Here is an 18,927-nt window from a genome sequence, read left to right as displayed (position 1 = left end):
ACCAGACTCCCGGATTCGCTTTCTGCTGAAAGTGATATCCGGAGTCTTTTTTTGTTATTTTCACCTGAAAAATTTCACTTGCAATGGAAGCGAATTCATCATAAGGTGGAAGTAACAATCAGACGTCTGACGTCTTAATGGAGGAATTCACGTGGGAAATGTAAGTTTGTTATTCGGAGGCGTCGCCCTCTTTTTAAATAGTCTGTCGCTGTTCGGGAAAGTCGATTTGAAGAGCGCCGGTCTTTTTAGTTTGTTGACCGGTTTATTGCAGACCTTCATCGCGACTTGGCTCGTCATCGGGGCCGCCGGGGATCCGGCGCTGACATTCGGGTATGCGAGCATCTATTTATTTGCCTTTACGTACCTGTATGTCGGCATCACGTTTTTGTTTGGTCTCGACGGCAGCGGTGTCGGCTGGTTCTCGTTGTTCGTCGCCGTCTCTGCGCTGTTTTATGCCGGTGTCAGTTTCAGTACCGGTGAAATCATCGGCGGTGCGACGTGGTTATTCTGGGTCATCCTCTGGGGACTGTTTTTCCTCGGGATGGGATTGAATATGAGCCTCGATGCGTTGACGGCTCGTGTTGCGATCGTCCTCAGCTGGTTGACGCTCATCGTGCCTGCTCTCGTCGGTCTCCGGTTCGGGACGACGGGTGCCAACTACCAGCTCATCTGGAGTGCAGCCGCCATCATGACGGTCTTATACTTCATCTATGCGGCCGTGAAGTTTCTCCCTGTCCGGACGATCGTCCGTTCAAAAAACTAAACAGCTTCGTTCATTCCGACTCTAACGTCGAGGATGAACATAAAAAAGAGACCGACCCAACAGTCGGTCTCTTCACAGACAAGGGTGGCAGATTCCAATTCTACCGCCCTTTTCTCGTCTAAAAAACTCAGTCTTTTCTCAGGAGCTGAACCATCACTTCAGTTCCTGTTTCAACTCGATCTGGACCTGTTTCAGCGAATCGGCTGTCGGATGCCAGTAATAGATGTGATCCGATTCGATTCCGCCGCTTCCTTCAAGCGACAAGGTCTCAACTTGTTTCAAACTGTCCCGGTAATCGGTCGCAAGCTTCCGCACGACGGCAAACGGGATATCGGTTTTGACGTTTTGACCGAGTACCGTCAACACATCGTTAAAGCGTGTCAAAGAAAAATCAGCCGTCAGCTTGTCGACGACAGCCTGGACGACTTGTCGTTGCCGGATTTGCCGTCCAAAGTCGCCCCGCGGATCATCATGACGCATCCGCGCATAGGCGAGCGCTTCCTTACCGTTCAGTGAGACTTGACCTTTTGGGAACTGCATCTCGTAATAAGAGAAATCAATATCGTTTTCAACCGTCACTCCGTCGACGGCATCGACTAAGTCGGTAAACCCTTTAAGATTGATTTCAGCGAAGTAGTCGATGTTCAGGTTCAATAGATGCTCGACCGTATCCCGTGCCATTTCCGGACCTCCGAAGGCATAGGCATGATTGATTTTATCGTTCGAACCGACGCCGATGATTTCCGTCTTCAAGTCGCGGGGGATGCTGAGCATCTTGCTTTCGCCGGTTGCCGGATTAACCGTGACGACGATGATCGTATCACTCCGTCCGGCTTCGTTTCCCCGTTGATCGACACCAAGCAATAAAAACGACAATGCTTTTTGTGAATCGGCCGGTTTACTCTTAGAGGCTTTTGCCGGTTGAGACGGCGTCGTTGCCTCGACATGTGCCGGAACCGTCACCTCCGCCTGCTTGTTCGTCTGGTGATCCGCCTGTTGGATGTACCCACCTGATCCGAAAAAAACGAGTAACCCGATACCAACCACTGTTATGATCAGCCACGTCCATTTTTTCATCATGATATCCCCTTTTCCTTCGGATCAAGTCGATTTACGATTGCTCGTCGGAGACGATCATCACCGCATTGCTCCAACTGCCGAACAAAGCTGTGATGACACCGATGCTCGGTGCTTCACGTCCCTCACTGAATCGTTGATAATGTGCAATCGTCAAGCCATCCATTTCAGCTGCCGCTTCCCGTAAAATTTGTAAGACTTCTTCTTCTGTCCAGCGTTTGCGTGGTTGTTCAATCCCGATGATTTCCAGGGCATTGCTCCACGATCCGTACCGTCTCGCAATCGTTGCCACCGTCGGCCGGTTTTTGCCCGCTGCCCACTTCGTATAGGTCTGGCTCGTCAAGACGGATAACGTCTCTTGTGCTTCGAGTAACGATTCGATGATCCGGCGCTCCATCTCCTGCACCCGTTCTTTTAAGATCTCTGCTTCCGATAATGCCTGCTGCCACGAGTTGAATTGATGGACGATATCGGTCAAGCTCGGCGCCTGATGTTGCTGAGCCCATTCACGATATGTCGCACTCGTGAAGGGTTCCAGTTCCTCCTTCGCGGCCCGTAAGGCCTCGATGATATCCGACTTGGTGAAGGCTACCCGGACGTTGCCGATGCCGGCCCGTTCGAGAGCGATCTGCCAGGATCCGAATAAAATCAGGATTTCCGCGACGCTTGGATACTGGGTATTCAGTTGCCAGCGAAAGTAGGTATTTGCCGTCAGTTCATTTTTCCCGTTCGCAGCGAGACGGAGTGCTTCAATCGCTTCCTCCAAATCGCTCATCACGATGTCTCCCTCCCACACATTCATAACTGAACATTTCGTCGAACATCTTCAACGAGTCCCTGGCGAACAAAACGAATGACCAGTGCTTGATCCGTAAAGCTCATTTGCGAAGCGGACGGTAAACAGATCCCTTCCTCGAACAGACGGCGGCTGACATCTTCTTCATTCGCCGTGACATAAGGCACATCCCGGTAAACGGGTTGTAGGTGCATCGGTTTCCAAGCCGGACGCGCCTCGATGTTTTTTTGTTGCAACTGCTGAATCAATGTATCCCGTTGTGTCATGCCTCCCGGTAACGTCAGTGCCGTCAGCCAACGGTTTGCGCGGCTTCCCTCGATTTCCTGTTGGTAATGTGACGCGTCGACCGTCTCGAAGGCCCGGACATACCGCTCAAAAATAGTCCGCCGTGCTTCGACCCGCTCTTCGATCACTTCCAGTTGTCCGCGTCCGATTCCGGCAGAGACATTGCTCATCCGGTAATTGAAGCCGACTTCCGTATGCTCATAATGTAAGACGGGCTGACGGGCTTGTGTCGCGAGATAAAATGCCCGTTCAATCAGGCGGGTGTCATTTGAGACCAACATGCCCCCGCCCGACGTCGTGATGATTTTATTGCCGTTAAACGAATAGATGCCGAACGTTCCGAACGTGCCCGTCATCCGGCCGTTGATCGTCGATCCGAGTGATTCTGCCGCGTCCTCGATCAGCGGTACATCATATTCCTCGCAGATGGCGGCGATTTCCTCGATCTTCGCGACGACCCCGTACAGATGGACGACGATGACGGCTTTCGGCAACCGTCCCCGGGTCGCGGCTTGAATCATTGCCCGTCGCAGTGCCGCCGGTGACATGTTCCACGTCTCCGGTTCGGAATCGATCAGGACCGGCCGTGCTCCGACATAACGGATTGGATTCGTCGAGGCGATGAACGTCAACGACTGACAGAAGACATCATCTCCGGCCGTGACGCCGAGTGTCGCCAGTGCCAAATGGATGGCGGCCGTCCCGCTGCTCGTCGCGAGTGTTGCCGCTGCACCGCTGTATGTTTTCATTGCTGCTTCGAACGCTTCGACATTCGGACCGAGCGGCGCAACCCAGTTCGTTTCCAAAGCTTCCGTGACATAACGCATTTCCTGACCACTGAGATGCGGGATCGATAACGGGATGTGTTTCATGATGACTGCTCCCCCCTTGGTGACAGTTGACGGACAGGTGTCCGGTAGGCCGGAAACCAGTCCTGCGACGACGGGACGTTGTGTGTGAGGTGCTGTTCGGATAACTGACGGTACAGTAAAGGGTGAATCACCGATGTGCCGAGCGTAAATGAGGTCTGGCGTTTGCTGAAGGAACGTTTGTAGGCGAGCAGGCTGTCGTCTTCGTTACGTGTCGTTCCGCCCCCGAGATGCAGGACTGTTTTTCCGAGTGCTTTGGCACGGCGGATCATTTCCGCGAACAGAAGATGATTCGGGCGGGCGGCCAGTTCTGCCGGATCGGATGCCCCGAGATGGTAATGCGCAAACTGTTGACCGTAGAGAACGATACAGCCGGCGATGATTTTTCCGTCCCGCTCGGCGACCAGCAACTCCGCCGGCAGCCGCCCGTCCTGAAACTGGCGAAAGTAATGATCGGTAAAGTAATACCGGGCATCGGCCTGGTGTTTGTCCATCGTCAGCCGGTAAAGTCGGATGAACTTGCCGTACTCGTCCTGTCTAGCGACCCGGACCGTTACGTCTTCCCGGACGGCTTTTTTGATGTTGCGCCGTGTCATCGAAGAGAACTGACTTTCAATCGTCTCGAACGGTTCGGTCAAATCGACCATCACCGTCTGTTGCAGGACGGTCGTCGTTTCACACCAGCTTCGTCCGAGCTCATCATTTTCGAGGAGCGGATGAAATCGGATCGTTTCGCTGACAATCCGTTCCGCCTGACAATACTCGAGAAAGTGTTGCCGGATGTCCTTGATTTGATCACTCGACCACAGTCCGACGAAGATTGGTCCGCCATATCCGTATGGCGTCGTCAAATCCTGAAACGGTGTCCCGGTAATCCGGCGTTTCAAGTACGGATAAATCAGAATCCCGAATTCCGAAGGATGAACGTACATCTCCGGCACGGCTTCCGGTTCTTGGTCCAGATTAAAGTAAGCGTATTCATAATAACAATCGAGTCCGTACCGGGCGACGAGCGCATCCCATTCCAACGGATCGTGAATCAGCCGTTCATTGCTTAGCGACATCATGAGGGACACCCCCGTCAAGGCCTTTGAATTCGCCCATGCCTGTCTGGTGATCGGTCGAGTTCCCTTCTGACGAGATGACGATTTTGACCGTCTTCCAAAGAATATAAAGATCTATCCGGAACGTATGATTCGCAGCGTACCATTGATCCTGTTCCAGCCGTTGCTGCCACGTCGTTGCATTTCGTCCGTGGATTTGGGCCCAGCCGGTCAGACCGGGCAGAACGTCATGCCGGGTCATCTGTTCTTTCGTGTAATGGTTCAAATAGCTGACGAGCAACGGACGTGGTCCGACGAAACTCATCTGCCCCCGCAGGATATTAAAGAACTGGGGAATTTCATCGAGACTCAGACGGCGGATCCATTCGACCGACTTCGGAATCCGGTCAGCGTCCGGTAACAGCTTTCCGTCCGCATCGGTTTCGTTCGACATCGTCCGGAATTTATAAATCTTAAACAGTTCACCTTTGTATCCCGGACGGACTTGATTGAAGAAAAGCGGTCGTCCGAGCTTCGTATAGATGAATAAGGCCACGAAGGCGTAGACCGGCAACAGGACGATTATGGCGAGTAGACTGACAGTGAAATCGAATGTCCGTTTCATGATGACGTCCTCCTTCTCATAAATTCGAAAAGAGATTGAGTTGCCGCTTGATGACATCTGCTTCGTTAAAGTGTTTCATCGCCCGTTCGAATCCGGCCCGCCCCATCTCCGACGCAACGTCCGGCTGTTCGACCAGATCGAGCATCCGTCGGGCCAGTTGTGTTTCATCCTGCACTTCGACCAGGTAACCGGTCTTGCCGTCAATGACTTCTTCCCGGCAGCCGCGGATATTCGTCGCAATGACCGGTTTCGCCGTCGCCATCGCTTCGATGATTGAACGCGGAACCCCTTCGCGATGCGACGGTAAGACAAACGCATCGACTTGGTGCAACAGTTCCGGGACATCTTCGACGAACCCGAGATAATCGATGTTCGGAATCTCCCGGATCCGTTTTCGAAACGTGTGTTTCGTTGTCTGATCGCGTTCGCTTTCCATCATCTCGCCGGCAATCACCAGCCGGACGTCCGGCTGAACCGAGACGACTTGTTCAAAAGCGTTCAACAGTTCGAGAATGCCTTTTTCCTCGACAATCCGACCGATGAATAAAAATGTAAACGGTCCGGTCGTTTGGCGGGGCCGGGGATAGAATCGGGTCAAATCAATCCCGTTTCCGAGATGCATCAGCCGGGTCGTATTTTTGAACCGTTTGCGGTTCGCCAGTTCGTAGTCTTCCTGACTTTGGAGCAACAGATAATCGGTCGCGAACCGCGCCAGCCACTTCTCGACGGAATAGGTCAGCTGATACGTGACGCGTCCCATCTTTTCGTGAAAATAGAACCCGTGGGCCGTATAGACGATATGTTTCGTTCCCGCCCGCTTCGCCGCGACCCGACCGAGGGCCGCCGCGACCGGCGTGTGCACATGCACGGCATCATATTGTTCGTCTTTTAAAATCTGGACGATCGAACGGATCGTCTTCCAGTTACTCGTCCAGTCGATTTTCCGTTCGATCGGGATGTCGTGCATCGTGAAACCTTGCGCCGCAAGTTTCGCCGCCGCTCCGGTATCGGCACAGGCGATGCCGACGTCATGTCCGGCATTTTGCAAGGCGAGCAGCAACGGTTGTAACATCGTTTCGGCCGTCGTATCGAGCGCGCAGACCTGAAGGATTTTTAAAGTCGCCATAAATGCACCCCTTCCGGTTTTTCCGACGGTGTCAGCATCCCTTTGATGTCGATGACAATCCCCCGTCCGACTTTGAGCAGGTGTTGCGCAAGCAGCCAGTTGCCTTCGACATACTCTTCGTGCGAGACGGCGAAGATGACGACGTCGGCAGGTTTCAAATCGGCGAGATCAACGAGATCGATGCCGTATTCACGTTTCGCGTCCCCTTTTTCGACGAGCCGGTCCGTCACTTGGACTTCGATGCCAAACTCTTCGATCTCCTTGACGAGGTTCGCGACTTTCGAGTTCCGGATGTCGCTGACGTTTTCCTTGAACGATAGACCCAGCACCGTCACCCGGGCACCGAGCACCGGCATATTTTGTTTGATCAGGTTCTTGACGAGCGATGTCGCGATGAAGCGTCCCATCGTATCGTTGATCCGTCGTCCGGCGAGGATGACTTCCGGATGGTAACCAAGCGACTCGGCTTTCATCGTCAAGTAGAACGGGTCGACCCCGATGCAGTGACCGCCGACGAGTCCCGGACGGAACGGCAGGAAGTTCCATTTTGTTCCGGCAGCTTCGAGGACCTCGAGCGTATCGATATTCATCCGATCGAAGATGATCGCCAGTTCGTTCATCAAGGCGATGTTCAGGTCGCGTTGTGTATTCTCGATGATTTTCGCTGCTTCGGCGACTTTGATTGAAGACGCCCGGTGGACGCCGGCTTCGACGACCGCTTCGTAAACTTCCGCGACGATATCAAGCGTTTCTTCGTTTTGAGCTGAAACGATTTTTTTGATCGTCTTGAACGTATGCTCATGATCGCCGGGATTGATTCGTTCCGGCGAGTAGCCGACGAAGAAGTCGACTCCGGCCTTCAGACCGGACGCTTCTTCAAGGACCGGAATACAATCTTCTTCCGTTGCCCCCGGGTAGACGGTCGACTCGTAGACGACGATGTCGCCTTTGTTCAACTGTCGTCCGACCAAGTGAGAAGCACGCAGGAGCGGCGTCAAATCCGGTTGATTCTGGGCGTTGATCGGTGTCGGGACGGCGATGATGATGAAGTCGCTTGCTCCGAGTGCTGCTGCGTCCGTCACGTATTCGACGTCGGCATTTTTCAGGACGAACGGACTGAGTTCGAGCGTCGCATCGATGCCCTCTTTCAGTTCGGCGACGCGCTGTTCTTTGATGTCAAAGCCGACGACTTCCGTTTTTTCGCCAAAGGCGACGGCGACGGGAAGACCGACATATCCGAGACCGACGACGGCAATCGAACGGTTGGCGATGGGGAGTGATCGTGTTTCGGCTGCTGTCGTATCTACGATGTGTTTGACTGCCTTGTTCATGATGGATTCCTCCTATTTCATCGACTGTTTGACGATCAGTGTTTTTCCATTCGGTTCCTGTTTCATTTGCCGGACCGGCTCGAGCGTAACTTTCATCGAGGATCCAAGGAGTTTCTGCATCTCCCGCAAGAGAATTCTCTCGTGTTTCGGTACGAACCGTTGCTCGTCGGGAATATAGCGGAGCGTCACGTGATTCAGCGCATGTTGTTCGACCTGCAGGCGCAGGACCGAGTTCGGCAGTTCCCTGGCAATCGTCGTGATGTCGCCTTCAAAGACCTTGCCGCGCTTTTCGCTGACGATGAAACTTGTTCCCCGTCCGTCAATCGACTCGATGACCGGTCCGTTCAATCCGCAGGTGCAGGCTTCCCGTCCGAGTGTCATCCGGTCGCCGATCCGGTAACGGACGAGCGGTGTGCCGCGGGTCGTAAAACACGTGACGACGACTTCTCCCAGGTCTCCATACGGTTCGATGATGCCGGTCTCATGATGAAGATGGAGTTTACGCTCCCGGCATTCCGAGATGATGGGTGCCCCTTCCGATGACCCGTATTGATCAAAAACCGGTGCTTGAAACGCTTCTTCGATCAACCGGCGCATCTCCGGTGTCACCGTTTCCGACGTCGGGAAAATTGCGATTAAGGGAAAGTCGAGCCGTAAATCATGTTTCAGCAGATATAACGCAATCTCGAGCATCGCGGTGGGTGTACCGTCGAGTGCTGCCGGTCGGAACCGGTTCAACTCTTCGAGATAAGCCGGAAAATTTTCTTCCTTCATATGAAAGATTGATAATAACAGTTGATTGAGCGGTCGGTTCATCCGCCAAAAGATCGGTTTTTTCTGATCGATTGCGGTTAACGTGCGCCCGGTGAAACTGGCGCGCCGCATCCCGGAACGAAACCCGTGCAATTCTTTAAAGTAATCGAGATGGGCCATCCGTTCCTGAACGTCTTCCCGCATGAAGGCGACTTGGAGTGATTTTCCGCTCGTCCCGCCGGTCCGACCGCGAACCGGCGCATCGACTTCTGACATGAACGCTTCGTTTTGTTGCCTTAACGTTTCTTTTTCAAGGATCGGAATCGTCTGTAACTGGTCAAGCGACGTGAATGGAAGACGGATGTCGTGCTCCCGGAACAGCTTCCGGTAATAAGGTGTATGTTCCTGGATGAACAGGAGAAACGTATTCAATCGTTCAAGCTGTTCGATCCGGTAATCGACGGTCCGGTCTTTGACCCGCAACTCCTGCAGCTTCTTTTCATAACCCGGACCGTAACGTTCCTGCATCAGCTTTTTTCCATACATGGATGTCAAAATATTCTGAATAAATATCGGAGAGTTATAGTAAATTTCCTCTTTAAGCGCCATCTTGCACTTCCTCCTTCAGCCGATAATGTTGTTCGTACCAGTCGATGAATGCATGAACGCCTGCTTCAATGGTCGTTTGCGGCCGGTAACCAATCGTCTCGAACAACGATTCGACATCCGCAAAACTTTCGGGCACGTCTCCCGCCTGCAGTGGCATTTCATGTTTGATCGCTTTTTTACCAAGCCGCTCTTCGATCAGGGCGACGAATTCGTTTAACCGGATCGGGCTGTGACTGCCGATGTTAAAGACGCGGTACGGCACGTTGCTCCGGTCAGGCAACGGATTTTCCTGATCAAATGCCGGGTCGGCAACAGGCTCTGTCTGCATCAACCGGTAGATGCTTTCGATGATATCGTCGACATAGGTGAAGTCCCGTCCCATCTCTCCGTAGTTGTACAGATCAATCGGCTGTCCGTTCGCGATGGCTTCCGTGAACTTAAACAAAGCCATATCCGGCCGTCCCCACGGTCCATAGACGCTGAAAAACCGCAACCCGGTCGTCTTGATGTTGTAAAGACTGCTGTACGTGTGCGCCATCAGCTCATTGGCTTTTTTCGAAGCGGCGTAGAGGCTGAGCGGATGGTCGACGGCGTCCGTCGTCGCGAACGGCATCTTCGTATTCGATCCGTAAACGGAACTCGAAGAAGCGTAAATCAATTGTTCAACCGGGTGATGCCGGCACGCTTCGAGAATCGATAAGAATCCGACGATGTTCGACGTGATGTAGACGTCCGGACGATCGATGCTGTACCGGACACCGGCTTGCGCCGCCAGATGAAGCACCAGATCAATCTGTTCCGTCTCAAAAATCCGGTCGATTGCCGCTGCATCTTCGAGCGACACCCGGTAAAACGTATACCGCGTCGGATCCAGTTCAATCAAGCGGGCTTCTTTCAGTGTCGGATCATAATAATCGTTGACTTCATCCAGCCCGATGACCCGGTATCCCTCCGCTATAAAGCGACGTGCCGCATGAAATCCAATGAATCCTGCAATCCCGGTAATTAAAATCGTCTTATTCTGCACGTTTCTCGACCTCCTCGAAGTGGTGGAGCACTTGATAGCGGATATAATGAATCGATGTATAAGCAATCAGCAGCATCGGAAACAGTTTATACCGGTGGCGGATTGCCGTTCCGACATTTCCCGTCCCAAGACCAAAGATGACGGCGTTAACGATGAACAGAATCAGCATGAACAGCAGGACATTGCCGAAGGGATGTTGTTTCAAGTACTTCAGATGCATCAAGGTCAGACCGAACAGCAGGAGATAAAAGGCTGCATCAGCGAAGAAAATCGCGATGTTCATCACACTCGACCATTGCCACGGGAACGGTGAGAACAAAAAGTAAATCATCCGGAGCGGTGCGTACAGGACCATATCAGCCGGTCCGGTTACCGACAGACCGTTCAGATAGGCCGATCCGCCGCGGTCATAACTCATTCCGCTGAACAGCTGACCGTTTTCCGACACGTGGGTGAATTTTGCGAACAATACGTCCTGGAAGCTGTAGACGATAAATCCGACGATGACGACTTGAACAAGCAACCGCTGGACTTTCGAAGCTTCAAAATCCATCCGTTTCGTCTCATGATTATAAAAGGAGAAGTAGACAAGCAGGACGAGTATTCCGATAGCGAGTCCCGAGTGGAACATCGTGCTGATGAAGTAACCGAGATACGCAAACGTCAGACTCGCCGCCGACTTATCGATTGTCCAGCGCACCATATAATACAGCGTGTAGACGATGCCGAGCGCGACCAGCTGATCCCGCAGAAGAATCGGTGAAAGCAACAGCCCTTGAGGAAAGAAGGCAAAGACACCGGTCGCGATCAGGATGTAGTGCATCGGCAGTTTCAGCAACATCAGTGTTTTCGATAAAATGACGACCGAGACGACGCCGAGAATGACGTTGAAGTACTGAGCGAGCATCCGCTCCGGTCCAAACGCGAGATAAAAGATGCCTAAAAACTTGGAGTAACTCCCCCGGACGACTTCGTTGAACATCGTCGGATCGGTATAAATCAGCAATCCTTCGAGATGAAATGCTTCCGTATCGTCCCCGCTGTGCGGTGGGAGCCGAAACAGTTCCAAGTCCACCAGCATCAAGGTCAGCCGAATCAGGAATGCCGTCACGAAAATCAGGAACAACGGGGTCGTCTCGGCTTGCCGGAGAAGATACACCATCAACAGGACCGAGTTGATGGCAAGAACCGTTGCGACGTAACCTTCAGAAGTCAAAAAGAGCGGTCGAACCAATTGGCTGAGCAAGGCTTCCAGAACGACGACAATCAGAATCGGCCGCATGCTTTTCCCTCCTTTAGCTACTTTGTTCCATTGCCAGTGTCAGTTTTCGTGGATACAGCGAACGATAAAGCGCCGGAATCAATAATCCGATCTGGGTGACGGCACATAATCCGTAAGCCGTCGTCGCTCCGTACAGCCCATACATCGGGATCAGGATGCTGCAGGCAACGATATTGACGATGACACTGCCGAAGATCGCAATCGTCTGAACCCGGAACTGTTGAAAGCCGGTCAACAAGGCTTGGATGACGGTCGAATTATAAAAGAACAGCGAGGCGACCATCATCAAGACAAAAATCGTATGGTACTGAACAAACGAGGCATTGTAGAAAATCGTCAAGCCCCACTTGCCGAAGAAAATCGACCCGATGATCAACAGGATACCGACCGCATTCGTCATGAGCAGCATCGACCGGGTCAGCTTCCGTAATTCCGGTAAGCTTTGCCGCTCTCCGCTGTCCGAGGAAAAGTTCGGCAACAGGACGGCGACAAGCGAATGGATGAACAGGCTGCCGAGAACGAGCAGATACGCGATGCTCGCATAGTAACCGAGTTCCTCCGTTCCGATTGCGTGTCCGACGAAGAGCCGGGGAATGTTGGCGTTGAGTGCGATCAACAAAGCGACGAACCCGAGCGGAACTGCTTTCAAGAACAGTTGCCGTCCCGTTTGATACCGTTCACTCATCTGCTGGTTTTCAAATCCATGACCGACACGCCGGACGGTCGGTAAATCATAGAGGATCAACATGATCAGGTTGCCGGCGACGAGTGCTAAGACAAAACCGTGAATCGAATGGGTCGTAAAAAGAATCAGGGCCGCGCCGGAGACATTGACGAGACTGCGGAAAATCTTGGATAAGGCAACTTCCTTGAACGCCATATGCCCCTGCAGGAATCCGTAGGCAAGATCAGCGAATGATTCCATATATTTGTTCAGGTAAACGAGTAACGTCAGCCAAAGGATATCGGCTTCCCCGAAGAAATAATAGACACCAAGAAGGACGAAGACGCCGACGGATAATAAGGAAAAGCGGGTCTTGATGAACAGGTTGAAGTTTTTTAATCCTGACCGCTCTGCCGTCAAAATTGTACTGGCGTTTAACCAGCAAAACATGACGATTGGAGCGGTTAGAGCGAGCGCATAATTGAAGTAACCGATGTTGAGCGGTGTGCTCCATTTGATCAGCAGCGTCAAAATCATCCACTGATGAAGGGAATAGGCCGTATCTGCAATAAAAATCAGATTAAATCGTGACAGTTGCCGAACAGATTTCATCTCGTCTCCCCCTCATTCCCGGGCGATCCGGATCGCCGGTGGAATCGTTTCCGGCATCTTGTCGGTCCGATTCGTTGCTTCGAGTAAATACGTCCGTAACGCTTGTTCATCATCGAGTGTCAAAGCGATGTTCCGTAAATGCGGATCAATCGATCCAAACGGTCGTGTCTTGCCGACGAGAATCTTGTCGAAGACGCGTTCTTCATGTACTTCTTCCGTTGCGAGCAATTCTTCATATAACTTTTCACCTTTACGGATCCCGCTGTAGACGATTGGAATCTGTTGTTCGGTAAATCCGCTGAGATGAATTAAGTTCCGGGCAAGCGTCGTGATGTTGACGGGTTCGCCCATATCGAGGACAAACACTTCTCCACCTTCCGCGAGGACACTGGCTTGAATGACGAGCCGGCTGGCTTCCGGAATCGTCATGAAATACCGGGTCATCGCCGGATCCGTCACGGTGATCGGACCACCTTTCGCAATCTGATCCTTAAAGAGTGGAATGACAGAACCCCTGCTGCCCAGTACGTTACCGAACCGGACGACAGCGAACGTCGTCTCGCTGTTACGGGCAATTTGTTGAATGACCATCTCTGCGATCCGTTTCGTCGCTCCCATCACACTGGTCGGATTAACCGCCTTATCGGTCGAAATCATGACGAATCGGTTGACACCGGCCGCTTCCGCAGCAAGGGCGACGTTCCGTGTCCCGTAGATGTTGTTTTTGACGGCTTCACTCGGGTTATCTTCCATTAACGGAACGTGTTTGTGGGCTGCTGCATGGTAGACGAGATCCGGTTTGAACCGATCCATCACATCCATCATCCGGTCGGCATCCTGAACGTCAGCGATGACAGAATGGAGTGTGATTCCTTCCGTTACCGCCTCCAGTTCACGCCGAATCAGATAAATGCTGTTTTCACCATGGCCGAGTAAAATCAGATGAGCCGGCTTAAATTTAATCAGCTGCCGGCAGATTTCTGAGCCAATCGAGCCACCGGCACCCGTCACAAGGACCGTTGCTTGACTGACACTTTTTTCAATCTCCGTAATATCGAGCTCGACCGGTTCCCGGCCAAGCAGATCGGCAATCGAGACTTCACGCATCTGATTGACGGATACCTTCCCGGAAGCCAGTTCGACGAGCATCGGCAACGTATGGGCTTCGACTTTCGTCTGTTTGATTCGGTTCAATAAAGTAATCCGGTCGGAATAGGCAAGTGACGGAATCGCCAGGACGACCGCTTCAATTTTATGTTCTTCAATGATACATTCCAGCTGGTCGATCGTTCCGATGACGGGAACACCATGAATCATCATCCCTTTTAGTTCCGTCAGATCATCGAGCAGCCCGACGACGTTTAAAATGTGCGCTTTTTTCTGCTTTAATTCTTTTGTGATCATCTGTCCCGAAGCACCGGCACCAATGATCAACGTCCGTTTCCCGAGCGTCCGGTTTTCCCGTTTCAGCTCGAGACTCCGTCCCCGGATCAACAGACGGACGAACAAGATTCCATTCAGGACTAAACCGGTCTGAAGGAAGACGGCACGTTCAACGGCAAAATCGAATAACGCATATTCCAGTCCGAGAAGGACAAAACTGCTTGCGACGACGACGACGAGCAATACACCTAAATCACGAAGGCTGGCATACCGCCAAATGATTTGATAAAAGCGCATCCAGTGGGCGACGAGTGTTAAGGCGACCCATTGGATCAAAGCGATTTCAATAGCATCCATCAGTTCAAAGTTGGCCGTGAGGTTCAGTGGATTAAAGAAATAAAAGGTCACGACCGTCGCAGCAATGATGACCGCGGCATCGATCAGTCGCAGTAGACCGATCTTCATATGCCGGCGATATTGCTGGAATGGCGGGGCTTGCATGAGCGGCTCCTCCTTTCTCAAATCAAGAACGGCTGGGACGACTGACAGCTTGCGGATAGGCAGTTTCTTTTGTTTCTTCAACGACTGACTTTTTTCCGAGCGCCCGGGAGTAGACGATCAATAATCCGAAGAGGAGTCCGAGGATTCCTCCGATCGCGGTATTCATCAGGATGTTCGGCGAGACCGGTTTTGTCGGAATCCGGGCTGTCGAGAAGACTTCCGTGCTGCTTGTTTTGATCAGTTGCGGCACATAATCCTGGAAGACTTCTGTCATCGTATTCGCCTGAATCGCGGCTTGTTCCGCCGACCGGTCCGTGACCGATAAGGCGATGACTTGAGAATCCAAGTTACTGGCGACGGTCAAACGATCCGTCAAATCAAAGATTCGTTTATCCGTGACGTCCATCTTTTGGGCGACCTGATCAATGACTTCGGGGCTTCTTAAAATATCCTGGTAGGTACTGACAAGTGTCGTCGTCGAGGTCGCTTCCGCATTCTGTTGCGGGACGACAAGGATATAGGCGGTCGCTTCATACGTCGGTGGAATGACATAGGTGCTGACGGCGTATCCGGCACCCGCTAATAGAAGCGTCAGTAAGCAGAGTACCCACCAGCCTTTCTTTAATGTCATCACATGGTCACCGAATGTCTTTTTTTGATGGATGGAATTCACATGGTTCACCTCTTTCTCGCTACCTGACATGTTGGATGGACACTGGTTATGCTTACACCTTATTTCCAAACGACTACCAAAACAATTAGAGCTTGGTGGAAATGATTATATTTTTTTGAGGAGTCATCATGTTTGCGTATCGTTAGTTCATCGAAAAAGATTGATTCACAAAAAAAAGACGATTCACAAAAAAATGATCGTCGTTTTTTCAAAATCATCCATAAAAACTGCATGATTTTTAGGAAATTGAGGGTAAATACCAATTTGATGATTAAAAATCTGAAAATTCGGTAATAAGTCCTATATGAGGGGTGGATAGATACTAGTAATGATGTTAAAATCAGACAATATACCTGAATCGATTGGCTTATTCCTCCTGACTCTCTGGGTCCTGATCGATTTATGGACACGTCCTCTTTCCTTCACGGACGAAGTCCTGCCGCGTCATTGGAACATCTGGATGGCACTAATCTATCTGATCCTGTTTGTTGGTCTGTATCTCGTTACCCGTCCTTTGTATTTCTCGCCACGTGCCCTGACCCAACGACTTGTCACTTCGTTTTTACTTTATCTCACGTTTCACGCTATCATTTTCTTGTTTCGTCCAGCTGTTGATTCTTCGCTTGCCCTACTCCATCTGTTTACGACATGGCTTTTCGTCATCATCGTGCTATCACTTTCAGTTCAGCCTTACATCCGCTGGCTTCAGCTGATGAACCTCATTCTTCTGTATCAAGCCTTCTGTCTCGCTGCTTATGCACTGATCGTCTCATTCGGAAACCAGTACGTTCCGATCGATAACATCCAGTCGTTGCAACTCGGTCCCGTATCCTTGTCCCAACTGTATGTCGGTGAACAAGGCAGTTTTCTCCGGTCAGCCAGTCTGACCAACAATCCCAATACGTTCGCAGCATGGCTCGTTCCCGGTGGTCTCATCGCTTGGATGTCTGTCTTACGTGCGATCAACCAGCGAAATTTCCGGTCTTTCGTTTTTTTCGGAACAATTCTGGTTGTGATTTTCATTGGTCTCGTGCTCAGTGCCTCGCAGACCGGTCTTTACTCGTTTTGTCTGCTGGCGCTTTTGACGACGATTTTGTTGATCCCGGACCATCGGTTGCGTTATCAGGTGACAGGGTTTTATCTGGTCGGTGCCGCGATTCTCATCGGTTCCTTGTCCCTCAACCATACGTTATTCGCCAAGCTGATCAGCCTCAACGGTCGGAGTGAGTTATGGCAAGCCGGTCTGACCTCTTCACTCGATCGGTTTTGGTTCGGACATGGTCTCGGTTCTGCTGTCGTCGGGCTCGAACAACAACTCGGACCAAGTACTTTGTATACGTTTCACAGTACACCCATTGTCTATCTGTATGAACTCGGATTTTTCGGACTATTGTTGTATACTGCATCGTTTCTGCTGATACTCGTTCGGTTCATTCGGGATTACCGCTCCAATGACCTGTTGTCGATCAGCTTATTGTTACTCAGTCTTTGGTTACTATTACTTCAGTTCACGGAAAGTGTCTTGATCCGCCCAAGCGGATTTTACTTCATCTGGCTCAGTCTCTTGATTTATGCGACCCGGCGTCGCACAACCTCACAAGAAAGTACCCACACCTAGACGAACACCTACATGAAAGGGGTATGACATCATGAAGAAATGGACAGAACAACAAGTTATCGACAGCTTAATCGAGGCGAGCATCGCTTATCCTGCTTTAGATGCCAAGACATATGCCCGTTGGTCAAACGGAAAAGAGATTCCTTCCATCACGACCATCATCAATGTATTTGGCTCTTGGCGCGAAGCCTTACACGCAGCCGGGTTATCTTCAATTCGTCCGTACTACTCCGATCAAGAAATTCTCGCCTTCATCAAAGAAGCTTCGGAACGGCTCCATCCTTTCCACAGCAACAGCTACCGGGAATGGGCCAAGGCGAAACACGGACCTTCTTTAACATTGATTAACTTACGATTCGGGTCATGGTCACGGGCCCTTGAGGAAGCACACATTGAGATGACGCGTTCGATCTGTATGACGGAAGAACGGATCATCAATGCGCTCCTCGAAGCATCGGACGTTCTTCCCCGCCTGACGACCCAAACATATTCAATCTGGGCACAGGAAAATGGACATCCGACGGTCGCGACGATTGCCCGAAAGTACGGTTCATGGATCGACGCTCTCACTTGCCTCGACATCGCTCCGCCCCGCCGGAAATGGGTTGAGGAAGATGTTCTCGATGCCTTACGACAGGCCCAGCGTGAACTGCCATCGCTCAGCATCATCCATTACCGTAAATGGGCGGAGGGACGCTCCGTTCCAAGTACGTCGACCATCAATGCACTGTTCGGAAGCTGGACATCTGCTGTACAGTGCCTCAAACGGTCACGTGTTTCAATTTCTTGATGACGATCGTCAAAAAAAAATGCCGGTTGGATTTCTATACGAAATCCAACCGGCATTTTATTTTTTTACTTATCGTTTGATCCGTTGCAGTTCAGCGGCTGAAATCAAAGTGACGGTATCATGCTTCAGCATATAGATGTCATCCAGGTATTGCCCGATGTGTGGTTCGTTACTTTCATGCATCAGATTCCGGAACAATTGTGCCGGGAAATTGACACCACATTCATACGCATGGGGATATCCTCCACCGAAACGCGGATTGATTTCCGACAGATACAACGTCCCTGCAACATCAAATAAGTCAAAATCAAGTGGCCCCACCAATCCTGATCCGTCTAAGACGTGTTCGATCAACTCGAATACATCTTCCCGGAGAACCGAGCGGCTTTTATCGGTCTCGCCCGCGCGCATCGTCAATTTTTCCTTGATAAAGATTGAAGTCACTTTTCCGGACATGAAATCGACATATGCATCAACTCCAAGCTCTTGGCCAACCAGTAATTCCTGGACAATCAAATCAGCATTCTTCAGGAATAACTGTTCAACTTCCTCAACGGTTTCGACCCGTCTTACTTCGATGCTGGCACTTCCACTGCGTGGCTTCACAAAGACCGGCAACTTTACTTCGCCTGCAGAAAGTGCTTCTTCAAACGACGCCATCGATGCATACGTCCTTGCATGAGCGATGCCTCGACTCAGACAATATTCATACATCGTGTATTTATCAAAACACAGCTCACAGGCAGCATACGGTGAGACGATGACTGTCACACCGATGGCTTGAAAACGTTCTGTTGCTTGTGCCAGTAGACCGAGTTCCGGATCAATCAGCGTCATGATTGCCGTCACCCCCTCATCCTGACACAGCTTGAGTAAATGATCGATGTACTCGACCTCATCTATCTTGGGTACGATATAATGCTGGTCTGTCATGTATAATGCCGATGCCAGCGGACTACAATCCGCCGTGCTGACACGTCCCGACTTAAACTCTTTAACAAAATATTCGACAAGCTTTGCCCGACGACCGGCGCTCGTAATCAATAGATGAGGTTTTTGCATCCGATTCACTCCTCTTAATTAATGATGTTAATCTTTCT

General features: G+C 51.3%; 17 protein-coding genes. 3 read left to right on the top strand and 14 right to left on the bottom strand.

Annotated features, from left to right (window positions below; genetic code table 11):
• Window positions 1-151: 151 nt before the first annotated feature.
• On the top strand, window positions 152-763 hold the full coding sequence (locus R7V76_RS12300; protein WP_318092765.1) for an AmiS/UreI family transporter: 612 nt from the start codon (window positions 152-154) through the stop codon (window positions 761-763).
• A gap of 153 nt (window positions 764-916) precedes the next feature.
• Here R7V76_RS12300 and R7V76_RS12295 read toward each other — a convergent pair whose 3' ends face one another.
• Genes R7V76_RS12295 through R7V76_RS12235 form a run of 13 tightly spaced genes read right to left on the bottom strand, consistent with a single transcriptional unit; the run spans window position 917 to window position 15,377 of the window.
• Window positions 917-1,840, bottom strand: a complete 924-nt coding sequence (locus tag R7V76_RS12295) for an LCP family glycopolymer transferase (RefSeq protein ID WP_318092764.1) — start codon at window positions 1,838-1,840, stop codon at window positions 917-919.
• A 34-nt stretch (window positions 1,841-1,874) separates the two neighbouring features.
• The gene (locus R7V76_RS12290; RefSeq protein ID WP_318092762.1) at window positions 1,875-2,615 is read right to left on the bottom strand and encodes a hypothetical protein; all 741 of its coding nucleotides are present in this window, start codon (window positions 2,613-2,615) and stop codon (window positions 1,875-1,877) included.
• 23 nt (window positions 2,616-2,638) lie between these two features.
• A complete protein-coding gene (locus tag R7V76_RS12285) occupies window positions 2,639-3,793 on the bottom strand; it encodes an aminotransferase class I/II-fold pyridoxal phosphate-dependent enzyme (RefSeq protein ID WP_318092760.1) in 1,155 nt (384 codons plus the stop codon).
• Entirely contained in the window at window positions 3,790-4,857 is a 1,068-nt protein-coding gene (locus R7V76_RS12280) for a lipid II:glycine glycyltransferase FemX (RefSeq protein WP_318092759.1), read from the bottom strand. The genes R7V76_RS12285 and R7V76_RS12280 overlap by 4 nt, the downstream gene beginning before the upstream one ends.
• The gene (locus R7V76_RS12275; protein ID WP_318092758.1) at window positions 4,838-5,458 is read right to left on the bottom strand and encodes a sugar transferase; all 621 of its coding nucleotides are present in this window, start codon (window positions 5,456-5,458) and stop codon (window positions 4,838-4,840) included. The genes R7V76_RS12280 and R7V76_RS12275 overlap by 20 nt, the downstream gene beginning before the upstream one ends.
• A 16-nt stretch (window positions 5,459-5,474) precedes the next feature.
• Window positions 5,475-6,584, bottom strand: a complete 1,110-nt coding sequence (locus tag R7V76_RS12270; protein ID WP_318092757.1) for a glycosyltransferase family 4 protein — start codon at window positions 6,582-6,584, stop codon at window positions 5,475-5,477.
• Window positions 6,572-7,915: a nucleotide sugar dehydrogenase gene (locus R7V76_RS12265; protein ID WP_318092756.1), complete on the bottom strand. Its 1,344-nt coding sequence runs from the start codon at window positions 7,913-7,915 to the stop codon at window positions 6,572-6,574. Before R7V76_RS12265 ends, R7V76_RS12270 begins: the two co-directional genes overlap by 13 nt.
• Before the next feature lie 12 nt (window positions 7,916-7,927).
• The gene (locus R7V76_RS12260) at window positions 7,928-9,277 is read right to left on the bottom strand and encodes a phenylacetate--CoA ligase family protein (protein WP_318092755.1); all 1,350 of its coding nucleotides are present in this window, start codon (window positions 9,275-9,277) and stop codon (window positions 7,928-7,930) included.
• On the bottom strand, window positions 9,267-10,304 hold the full coding sequence (locus R7V76_RS12255) for an NAD-dependent epimerase (protein ID WP_318092754.1): 1,038 nt from the start codon (window positions 10,302-10,304) through the stop codon (window positions 9,267-9,269). The genes R7V76_RS12260 and R7V76_RS12255 overlap by 11 nt, the downstream gene beginning before the upstream one ends.
• On the bottom strand, window positions 10,294-11,586 hold the full coding sequence (locus R7V76_RS12250) for a hypothetical protein (RefSeq protein WP_318092753.1): 1,293 nt from the start codon (window positions 11,584-11,586) through the stop codon (window positions 10,294-10,296). The genes R7V76_RS12255 and R7V76_RS12250 overlap by 11 nt, the downstream gene beginning before the upstream one ends.
• Window positions 11,587-11,599: 13 nt before the next feature.
• Window positions 11,600-12,862, bottom strand: coding sequence for an oligosaccharide flippase family protein (locus tag R7V76_RS12245; RefSeq protein WP_318092752.1), 1,263 nt, complete (start codon window positions 12,860-12,862; stop codon window positions 11,600-11,602).
• 12 nt (window positions 12,863-12,874) lie between these two features.
• Window positions 12,875-14,746 carry a polysaccharide biosynthesis protein gene (locus tag R7V76_RS12240; RefSeq protein WP_318092751.1) on the bottom strand — a complete coding sequence of 624 codons (1,872 nt, stop codon included), beginning with the start codon at window positions 14,744-14,746 and terminating at the stop codon, window positions 12,875-12,877.
• A 22-nt stretch (window positions 14,747-14,768) separates the two neighbouring features.
• The gene (locus tag R7V76_RS12235; RefSeq protein WP_318092750.1) at window positions 14,769-15,377 is read right to left on the bottom strand and encodes a YveK family protein; all 609 of its coding nucleotides are present in this window, start codon (window positions 15,375-15,377) and stop codon (window positions 14,769-14,771) included.
• Window positions 15,378-15,747: 370 nt separating this feature from the next.
• Between R7V76_RS12235 and R7V76_RS12230 the strand changes: the two genes are divergently transcribed.
• Window positions 15,748-17,037, top strand: a complete 1,290-nt coding sequence (locus tag R7V76_RS12230; RefSeq protein ID WP_318092749.1) for an O-antigen ligase family protein — start codon at window positions 15,748-15,750, stop codon at window positions 17,035-17,037.
• Window positions 17,038-17,068: 31 nt separating this feature from the next.
• Window positions 17,069-17,827, top strand: a complete 759-nt coding sequence (locus R7V76_RS12225) for a hypothetical protein (RefSeq protein WP_318092748.1) — start codon at window positions 17,069-17,071, stop codon at window positions 17,825-17,827.
• 69 nt (window positions 17,828-17,896) lie between these two features.
• On the opposite strand, the gene R7V76_RS12220 is transcribed toward R7V76_RS12225, so the two are convergent.
• Window positions 17,897-18,889 (bottom strand): ATP-grasp domain-containing protein, encoded by a 993-nt coding sequence (locus tag R7V76_RS12220; RefSeq protein WP_318092747.1) that lies wholly within the window; start codon window positions 18,887-18,889, stop codon window positions 17,897-17,899.
• Window positions 18,890-18,927 lie beyond the last annotated feature (38 nt).

This window comes from Exiguobacterium artemiae, assembly GCF_033342815.1.
GTDB classification, from domain to species: domain Bacteria; phylum Bacillota; class Bacilli; order Exiguobacteriales; family Exiguobacteriaceae; genus Exiguobacterium_A; species Exiguobacterium_A artemiae_A.
The sequence above is the reverse complement of the archived record's forward strand: the minus strand, read 5'-3'. Positions and strand labels throughout refer to the sequence as shown.

Bases quoted from the DNA above. Each gene is read 5' to 3' on its own strand.
- R7V76_RS12245 (WP_318092752.1), bottom strand. From the start codon at position 12,862: ATGAAATCTGTTCGGCAACTGTCACGATTTAATCTGATTTTTATTGCA.
- R7V76_RS12285 (WP_318092760.1), bottom strand. From the start codon at position 3,793: ATGAAACACATCCCGTTATCGATCCCGCATCTCAGTGGTCAGGAAATG.
- R7V76_RS12265 (WP_318092756.1), bottom strand. From the start codon at position 7,915: ATGAACAAGGCAGTCAAACACATCGTAGATACGACAGCAGCCGAAACA.
- R7V76_RS12275 (WP_318092758.1), bottom strand. From the start codon at position 5,458: ATGAAACGGACATTCGATTTCACTGTCAGTCTACTCGCCATAATCGTC.
- R7V76_RS12295 (WP_318092764.1), bottom strand. From the start codon at position 1,840: ATGAAAAAATGGACGTGGCTGATCATAACAGTGGTTGGTATCGGGTTA.
- R7V76_RS12280 (WP_318092759.1), bottom strand. From the start codon at position 4,857: ATGATGTCGCTAAGCAATGAACGGCTGATTCACGATCCGTTGGAATGG.
- R7V76_RS12240 (WP_318092751.1), bottom strand. From the start codon at position 14,746: ATGCAAGCCCCGCCATTCCAGCAATATCGCCGGCATATGAAGATCGGT.
- R7V76_RS12260 (WP_318092755.1), bottom strand. From the start codon at position 9,277: ATGGCGCTTAAAGAGGAAATTTACTATAACTCTCCGATATTTATTCAG.
- R7V76_RS12250 (WP_318092753.1), bottom strand. From the start codon at position 11,586: ATGCGGCCGATTCTGATTGTCGTCGTTCTGGAAGCCTTGCTCAGCCAA.
- R7V76_RS12235 (WP_318092750.1), bottom strand. From the start codon at position 15,377: ATGACATTAAAGAAAGGCTGGTGGGTACTCTGCTTACTGACGCTTCTA.
- R7V76_RS12290 (WP_318092762.1), bottom strand. From the start codon at position 2,615: ATGAGCGATTTGGAGGAAGCGATTGAAGCACTCCGTCTCGCTGCGAAC.
- R7V76_RS12230 (WP_318092749.1), top strand. From the start codon at position 15,748: ATGATGTTAAAATCAGACAATATACCTGAATCGATTGGCTTATTCCTC.
- R7V76_RS12220 (WP_318092747.1), bottom strand. From the start codon at position 18,889: ATGCAAAAACCTCATCTATTGATTACGAGCGCCGGTCGTCGGGCAAAG.
- R7V76_RS12225 (WP_318092748.1), top strand. From the start codon at position 17,069: ATGAAGAAATGGACAGAACAACAAGTTATCGACAGCTTAATCGAGGCG.
- R7V76_RS12270 (WP_318092757.1), bottom strand. From the start codon at position 6,584: ATGGCGACTTTAAAAATCCTTCAGGTCTGCGCGCTCGATACGACGGCC.